We start from the raw sequence: 8,241 nt of genomic DNA on the forward strand, positions 1-8,241 counted from the left end.
CTTCGAATTCAGTTAAGCGCGGAATATTATGCATATATGAGCATTTTTATTTATCGTAGCGACGCAGAAATCGGGTAAAAAGACCATTTTGGACAAACACTCGATAACAATATCATGGTCAGGGATTTTTCTGTTTTCGCACTCGGTATTCTTCTCCTGCTTTTCTACGGCTGTGTCCGTGCTGCCCCCCCTGAACCTGCACAGTTGCCCCAGGAGGCCCGTCCATTTACGCCACTGTGGGTACAACAAAGTAATGAAAATCCGGCTGCGGTAAAACAACAATTATTGTCGGGATTTTCAGATAACCTTTCAGATCCTTACACTATTTTTCTCGCCTACTATGATGCTATAGGCGGCCTTGAAAAACTGAAAAGTATCAAAAGCAGTTACAGTGAAGGGAGTATTCGTCTGGATGGCATGGAGGGATCATTCAGGCATTGGGAAAAAAGACCTCTAAAATATCGCACTGAAGAAAAATTTGATGCTGTCTTCCAAACCGAGGGGGACAGTGGTCAGGTTTCCTGGCAACTTGATACTAATGGACAGGTTCTTCTCATTAAGGACCATGAGAGCCAAAAACGCAGGGAAATTGCCAGACGTATTGAACTCTATGAGCACCTTGACCGCCACTCTCCTGTTTTTACCCTGACTCTCAAAGCCAACACAATTGTCAAAGGACAGGAATGCTATCAAATAGTATTGACCAACAGAATCAATGGGGATATTTCCCGTTTTTTTATTAATACAAATACATTGCTGATGGTTAAATCCATATCCAGCCAACCTGATATGGAAGTAATCACTTACTACGATGACTACCGATGGATAGAGGGAATCCAGATCCCTTTTCACGATTTTTCCACCTACCTTCCCTGGGAAAAGGAGGAAGAGACAACAATTTCCCGTTACACAATAAACCCTGCTGTCAGTGAAGATTTTTTCGCTGTTCCCCGGCGAAAACGTGATTTCCGCTTTCTCACACAAAAGCATTCTGCAGTTATTCCTTTTCTTTTTGCTGAAAACATACTCTACCTTGAAGTTACAGTTATACCGGCATGGCCGGATCCAATGGCTCGGACCCAACAAGCAAACAAAAATCCGACTGCGGCAGTGCAACCTTCAACAGTGCGATTTTCAGATAATGTCAGTACACGTTACTGGGTACTGGACAGCGGGGCATCCATGTCCGTTATTGATGCTGATTACGCGAAAGAACTCCAACTGCAACAACACGGCCGGATCAAGGGCCATGGCTTTGGCGATCTTTTTTCTCTTTCATTCGCCACTCTCCCCACATACCGTGTTGGTTCTATTCTTTTTGATCCACAGACAGTTTTTGTGGTAAAAAATCTAACAGCCCAAAGCTACGAACCTGAAATTGCCGGAATACTGGGCTATGATTTTCTCTCTCGCTTTGTGGTGGAAATTGACTATGATCACAAGACAGTCACCCTCCATGACCCCGAGCACTACCAATGTAACAGCTGTACCGGAACCGTGGTTGAAGCACCTCTCAAATACAGAACATTTACAATACCTGTAACTCTTGACCATAGATACAGGGGTGACTGGTCGCTTGATCTGGGAGCCCATACCAGCTCGATCCACTTTTCCTTTGCAGAAAAAAACAACCTACTCCAACGCCGGGGAATAGAAACTATCAGCCAGGGGATTTCCGGAATCAGTTTTGAAAAAACAGTCCAGTTTAACGACATGGAAACAGGCGGTTTTCATATTGATCATCCACTTGTCTCCATACCGCTGAAGCGGGGCAAAGGGGCAACGGCTCTTGGAGAAATTGCCGGTAATCTTGGAAACGATATTCTTCGTCACTTCAATCTTATTCTCGATTACGAAAATCAACAGGTAACTTTCATGAAAGGAAAGAATTTCCGGAATCATCCGCCGAGGGATAAATCGGGAATACTGATCGGCAGGTCCGAATTCAGGCACCCTATGATTTCTTTTGTGGCTCCAGGTAGTCCGGCACAAAAGGCCGGTTTTCAGGCAGGAGACATCATAGTTAACGTTGATGATCGAAAAATATCCTCCGGCACAGCTGTTCTTCCTCTGCGCGATATTTTGCGGGAAGAGGCGGGAACCACACATATTTTCACCTTAACCCGCAATGGTCAACAGATACGGCTGCCACTGACACTGGAAAACCTGTTTCCCGTTGCACCTGATTCAGGGCATTTCCAGAAGCCTCAATGATCGTGTTTTTTTCCAGAAAACAAGGGCATCATATCGTTGAGAAACATTGATGATTAAGTAGTTGTCCGGATACTCGCTTGAAGGATCATATACGACACCGATTCCCCTGTGCAGAAAAGGCCTGTTCCACAACTGCCGCTGCTCTTCATCTGCCCAGAAAAGCAAGGGGTTTTCCCATTCAGTACCATTAAGCAAAGATTCAACAGACCCTTCAACGGTGGGAGGAACCCTGAAAACCTGCACGTCAAGCCCCCATTCTTTTGCTCCGAGAACAGTGCCGCCATATCCGGAACTTCCCAGGGTAAACACCTTTTCCCTGCCAACCATCTCCCGCAGCAGGCTTCCCATGTTGGTAATACCGGAATCGTCCAGGTTCACACCGTCGCGATCCCCCACATGATTGTTATGTGCCCAGACAACCACACCTTTTTTTCCGGATCTTGTATGTATCAGGTCATTTACAAAACCTGCCATATGGCGGGCACGAACATTCCATGCATGATACTGGTCTTCTGCCATAGTTCTGTAATATTCCTCCACCGCGATGAGCATTTGCAGCAATCTTCTTGTCTTGATTTCAGGTTTTTCAAGTGATTGAAGGATTTCCGTAGCCAGCAGGTTGGCTTTTTCCGTTCCATCCATGATCCTTCTCTTATAGAGTTCAGGATCATCCATATATTCCTGCCACCAGGGAACAAGATCGGACAGCAGTTTTGCTGCCCGGCTGTCCGGGTCCAGTTCTTTTAACAGAGACTCAAGGGAAGCACCCACTGCCTGTTGCATATCCATACCGTAACAATGAATGCGATCGTCAGGATCAAGATCCCTGTTAAAATCTTTCAGCCAGAGTACGAACTCGACAAGTTCCTCATTGGCCCAGACCCACTCAGGCCAGTGTGTAAAAGCCTGTCTTAAAGCCTGCCTTGGACCGATCGTGGATGGCAATAATCCATTTATGTAGGCATCAATTTTTTCAACACTGTCCCATTCCGCTTCCAGGATAAGAACTCGTATCCCGAAATCCTTGATCAGATGACGTGTCACACGCTTTCTGAAAGCATAATATTCCTCAGTTCCATGACTGGCATCTCCCAAGAGAAAAACGGATTTCCCCTTGATTTTCTCCAACATAAAAGGCAGCCCCTGCCGGGCATCAACTGCAAATACCGGTAATTCCAGTGAGTCTTCTGCTGAAGAAAAGACAGAAGCGGCAGTAAGACAGCAAAAACAGAAAATACAGATCAGCCATTTTTTCATTTACACCTCTGGAATATTCTCAATTCAACCCTGTTTCCATATCGGTTTTATATTTTTATTTACCCTGGTCAATGACAGCTTTATAACGTTCCAGGATTCAAAAAAAAATCGGAAAACAGACTGAGCTGTTTTCCGATATCAAAATCCATGAAGAGATAACTAATTGAGTTTCAGGGGTAATCAGCGAAACTATTTAACAATTTTATTATAATATCTCTTCAAATCAACATTCAAAAATCCCTGTATTTTGGCCAGAGAACGACCATAGCCGCTCCAGATATCCCTTACAGAAAGACCTTCGAGATTTTCCCTGACCTTTGTCTCCAGCTTCTTCCAGAGATTTTTCCTGTAATCATTATCAATACGGACAAGATCAGCTCCATTGGCAAGCGCCCTTTTCAACATCTGAGGATAAATAACCTTGCTGAAACTCAATGCACCGATTGCAAGAACAACCAGGGCAAAAATTATTGGAATAATAAGATTGCCCAGAGAAAAGGTGCCGTTCCGAACAGCAGTAATCATGGTGCTTTCCGGATAAGATATCAGACTTTTGAGAAGAACATCACCAAACAGGAATAACAGAAGGGCTATCCCTCCGGTAATTTTCGACACTTTCCAGGAAACTCTCTGACATCTGGCTGTGAAATTGGCCATTGCCTCGGCAACCATCTGCAGCTCATTCACCTGGCGATCAATATCTTCAAGAATATGATTAATCCGAAACCCTGGGGCATTATTGATCTTTTCCACCAGTTCTTCCCGTTCCTGGGCCATCCTTCGGCGATATTATCCAGATTTGCCGCTTCAGGAGAGTATGTCAGATAAATATGAGGAATATCTTTACGGCCTGTCATCTGTGACATGTTCCAGCAGAGTGTTCCATATGAACGGGTAAAATCACTGAGATTGTCACATTCGTCAATTCTGCTCATCACAAAAATAATTCGGTCTTCACCCGATTTTTCAGGCAGGGTATTCCTGATGGCAGTATAGGATTCCTTGATGGTACCTGCTTTATGGGGATCAAACATCAATACGATCAGATCAGCCATTTTAGCCAGATCACCCAGAACCGCCATGTAATCATAACCCCTATCTTTCTCGCTGGTTGCATCAAGCATTCCCGGACTGTCAATAATAGCCATATTCTCCAGAACCGGACTGTTAATATGCTTCATACACATATGGGAAATCAGTCTTTCCCCGTATTTCTTGAATTTACCAAAGGGCATGGATGCATCATTGACCAGGGTTGAACCTGGTATTTCGCAGGGTTCCACACCTGGGTCGGAGGTGATGACGGTAAAGGAATCATCTGTTGGAGCCTGACCTGTTCTCTGGACATCCTGACCGACAAGTTCATTAATAAGAGTAGACTTCCCGGAGGAATAGTTACCAATTACAAGAACTACCGGTTTCCATTTCATGGTCGATTCGAGACCAGCAAAATCCATTTTATAGCGGGCAAACAGGGGAGCAAGTTTCTTTTTTACCTTAGTCTGTAACTGATTTTGCAGTTCTTTTTCATTCATTGCTAACTCACAGTATTTGTTAAATCTTGACGACATTGCCTAATTGGCGCCCATTTTTCCTCAGATAACAAAAAAAACAAAAACCCACGAATACTGAATATCCTTCTAACAAAATTTCTCTGTCTTACCAAACAGAAAAATAATAAATTCTCTCAAACGCACCGGGTTTTAAGTATGACTGGACCAGAAACATGTAAAGCCTGATGACGTGTTATTTCTGATTCCCTAGACCTCTTACTTGTTATATAAGTAGCAGGTTGGACCTTATAGCTCAGCCAGTTATGCCCTTGGAGGCAAAAACCAATAAAATCCAACTGCAGCAAAAACACCTTCTGTGCTGTTGATTTTGAGATAAACCGGTATAGCTGGATTTAAGACGCAGCCATTTATACCCTCTGGGTACAAATAACGAATGAAAATCCCAACTGCGGCAAAACAACCTTCGGTGGTGGAACTTTCAGATAAATCTATACTTACCCTATAATCAGTCCTATTGTTACACTAAATAGCACTTTTTTGCACATTGCGGTAGAATATTACACATTTTTTCACCAGAATTCCCAGGAAAGGAAAAAGTATGCCAAAAATTTACCCAGTGTATCATCGTTTCTTTTCACTCTTCCTGTTATCTTCTGTAGTTTTTTTCAGCCTTCCTGCCACTCTTTGGAGTTCAACAGCACTTCAACATACTCCTCCAAAATCCATCTACAGTGGCAGCAGGATTTTTTTATCTGTTGTTGCCAATGATACGGAACAGATCGAAACAGTACGGGTCTATTTTAAATCAGTAAAAGAAAAGAACTATTTTTTTATTACCCTGAGAAACGATGTCAGATCAAAATATATTGGCCGTCTCCCGTCACCAACTCCCGACTGTGAAAAACTTGAATATCTTATTCTCATCAAAAACAGAAAAGATCTTCTCATCGTATCACAAAAATACACTGTCCCTGTGATAAACAGCAGGATTATCTCCCGCCCCTCTGCAGACAAGATTCATATATACTCTGAAATATCAAGACCAAACGCCACAATACCAGGTTTTTCCGATAATTTCACCCTCAACCAGGTACAATCTTCCATGCAATTCGGGAGAATGGCTGGTCTCTACTCTGTCGGGCACAGCTCTGCAAAAACAGTATTTGCAAAAAAAATCGAAGCCGAACCTCCCCATGGAATTTCCAACATGACTCTTGCAGCAGGAGCCACTGTTTTTGCCATCTCCATCGGGGAGTAGCAATCAGTTACGGTAGTAACAGCAGCGACCAGGATCAGCAAAATACAGTAATCGACGAACAGAAGAAAACGACTTGTCCTTTTGCCGGAACATGGGTCGGTACAATGGAAATTCCTGCATGCAGTCCTGCTCCCGAAATAAGCCTTCCCTGGCAGGGAACAGTAGATAATAACTGCAATTTTAAAACTACAGATGGGAAAATGCTTGGATTGATTGAACCATCAACAGGAAAAATCAGTCTACAACTCAGTGCGGAACTGCAGACATGTACAACCTCCATATATCATGCTGGTTCATTTGGTGGACAGGGTATTTTTGATGGTAATGGCAGCCACGGTGTTTTACACCTCAGCGGGAAAAAAGGACACTGGTCGGGTCGCAGGCAATGATTAATCAAAAAAAACCAATACCTCTGAAAATCTGTTGGCCGCCTCCTTAACCCCACAACTGTTATTCCCGGCAACAACACAATATCTGCTGTGAAGATGCTCAGGCCCGTTGGCCACAAGACAGGCCATACCAGCCCAGTCAAGAAGGTCCAGATCATTGTAGTCATTGCCCACCCCACATACCCGTTTGCGGGGGACAGACAGTTTCCTGCTCAACCATGAAACTGCACTGCTTTTGGAAACACCAGGGGCGAAGATTTCGATCCAGACAGAACGGTGGTCCAGGGGGATGTCGCTCGTATTACACTGTTGTTTTTGAATTTTTCTGTCAAAAAAGAAGTAACATCTTCTCCCTGATCCTCCCTGGCAATGACAAGGATTTCCGTTGCCCCACCAAAAGCGGATAATCGCTCGAAGGTGAAAGGTTCTGAAAATTCCCTGTACAGCTCAAGCCGATTACTGAAATCACTTCCAGAGCTGGATCTATTGAGCCTGTATAAAAAATAATGTGTCTCCGGTATCCGGCGATGCACCATATAATTCAGGCCCGCCTCATCAAGTACCCGGGAAATTTCAACAATATCCTCGCCGGCCAGAGATCTGGACTGCAAAAAAGAATTGTTGGAGAAATCCATAATTCCGGCACCGGTGGAGAGAATCACGTAATCAAGGGGAAGACGAGGCTGGGAATCTCTTTCCAGTTCATTCATTATTTTGCGGAAGGAATAAAGAGATCTTCCCGTGGCAACCACCGTTATTATACCGTTTTGACGCAGAGTGGCCAGCGCTCTGCTGTCTTCACCGGCCACTTTTTTATCATCCCGAAGCAGAGTTCCGTCAAAATCAACAACGAAAATCCCTTTTCCAGCGCCTGGTGACAGTATACCGTTCTTCACCGGTTATTATACCTCCTCCTTGCGTCAAACGGCCATTCCCAGGTGTACATGCGAGTTCCAAATGTACGCCCTCTATAAGCCCAGTCACCGTATCCCCGGTCATCACACCGGCAGTTACAGTCATTCACCACCAGAATCACCCTCCGCACAACAAAATTCCCCCGCATGTGTATCTGCCAGCGTCCCCTGCTATTTCTTGAAGGATTATGGAAAACAGCCCTGTCAAAAGTAAACCGCCTGTTATCATGATATTGATCCGGATTACCGTCAATACGTTTTTCCCTGGTCACATTTTCGCCCACCCTGAGCTGGGCCCTTCCATATCCCATTCTGGATTTAGCGACCAGTACCACTTTTTCCAGATTCATGCTCTTCAGATTAAACCCCGGATACTGCTGTTTCACTTCCCGCCGCAGATACAGGGTTGCCTTTTCTCCTCTTCCGGCATGATAATAATTGTCATCAAAATCAAGAATTATTTTTTCCCGGGCGGCTGAAGCAGCAGCTGGCAACAGAAAAACAGTGAGCAAACAAACCGCGCAGAGAGATCTAATGATTTGAATACTCTTTCTGGATTCGTCGAAATTCCTCTTACAATGTCTACCGCTGGTTTCTAATTTCATTGTGCACCTCTTAAAATATTGAAAAGAATTTGAACTGCGTCTCTTTGTCAATACCCTATGAGATGCCAGAGGAATTGTCAGTGGACAACG

At 44.2% G+C, this 8,241-nt stretch carries 9 protein-coding genes; 3 read left to right on the plus strand and 6 right to left on the minus strand.

Annotated features, from left to right (window positions below; all coding sequences use genetic code 11):
• The first annotated feature begins 114 nt into the window (after positions 1-114).
• Entirely contained in the window at positions 115-2,214 is a 2,100-nt protein-coding gene (locus tag LO777_RS09060; protein ID WP_228857167.1) for an aspartyl protease family protein, read from the plus strand.
• Here the strand turns inward: LO777_RS09060 and LO777_RS09065 are convergent.
• From LO777_RS09065 to LO777_RS09075, 3 genes are all read right to left on the minus strand, one after another.
• A complete protein-coding gene (locus LO777_RS09065; RefSeq protein WP_228857168.1) occupies positions 2,188-3,471 on the minus strand; it encodes an erythromycin esterase family protein in 1,284 nt (427 codons plus the stop codon). The genes LO777_RS09060 and LO777_RS09065 overlap by 27 nt on opposite strands.
• 189 nt (positions 3,472-3,660) lie before the next feature.
• Positions 3,661-4,224, minus strand: a complete 564-nt coding sequence (locus tag LO777_RS09070; protein WP_228857169.1) for a hypothetical protein — start codon at positions 4,222-4,224, stop codon at positions 3,661-3,663.
• Positions 4,155-5,006 (minus strand): dynamin family protein, encoded by an 852-nt coding sequence (locus tag LO777_RS09075; RefSeq protein ID WP_228857170.1) that lies wholly within the window; start codon positions 5,004-5,006, stop codon positions 4,155-4,157. Before LO777_RS09075 ends, LO777_RS09070 begins: the two co-directional genes overlap by 70 nt.
• Positions 5,007-5,583: 577 nt before the next feature.
• Here LO777_RS09075 and LO777_RS09080 point away from each other — a divergent pair.
• Both LO777_RS09080 and LO777_RS09085 read left to right on the plus strand, forming a co-directional pair.
• Positions 5,584-6,243, plus strand: coding sequence for a hypothetical protein (locus LO777_RS09080; protein ID WP_228857171.1), 660 nt, complete (start codon positions 5,584-5,586; stop codon positions 6,241-6,243).
• A gap of 104 nt (positions 6,244-6,347) precedes the next feature.
• Positions 6,348-6,632: a hypothetical protein gene (locus tag LO777_RS09085; RefSeq protein ID WP_228857172.1), complete on the plus strand. Its 285-nt coding sequence runs from the start codon at positions 6,348-6,350 to the stop codon at positions 6,630-6,632.
• Here the strand turns inward: LO777_RS09085 and LO777_RS20020 are convergent, their stop codons facing one another.
• Genes LO777_RS20020 through LO777_RS09095 form a run of 3 tightly spaced genes read right to left on the minus strand, consistent with a single transcriptional unit; the run spans position 6,633 to position 8,151 of the window.
• A complete protein-coding gene (locus LO777_RS20020; protein ID WP_407929105.1) occupies positions 6,633-6,848 on the minus strand; it encodes an HAD family hydrolase in 216 nt (71 codons plus the stop codon).
• On the minus strand, positions 6,845-7,528 hold the full coding sequence (locus tag LO777_RS09090; protein ID WP_268907536.1) for an HAD family hydrolase: 684 nt from the start codon (positions 7,526-7,528) through the stop codon (positions 6,845-6,847). Before LO777_RS09090 ends, LO777_RS20020 begins: the two co-directional genes overlap by 4 nt.
• A complete protein-coding gene (locus LO777_RS09095; protein ID WP_228857173.1) occupies positions 7,525-8,151 on the minus strand; it encodes a hypothetical protein in 627 nt (208 codons plus the stop codon). The genes LO777_RS09090 and LO777_RS09095 overlap by 4 nt, the downstream gene beginning before the upstream one ends.
• Positions 8,152-8,241: the final 90 nt, after the last annotated feature.

It is taken from the genome of Desulfomarina profundi (genome assembly GCF_019703855.1).
Classification (GTDB): domain Bacteria; phylum Desulfobacterota; class Desulfobulbia; order Desulfobulbales; family Desulfocapsaceae; genus Desulfomarina; species Desulfomarina profundi.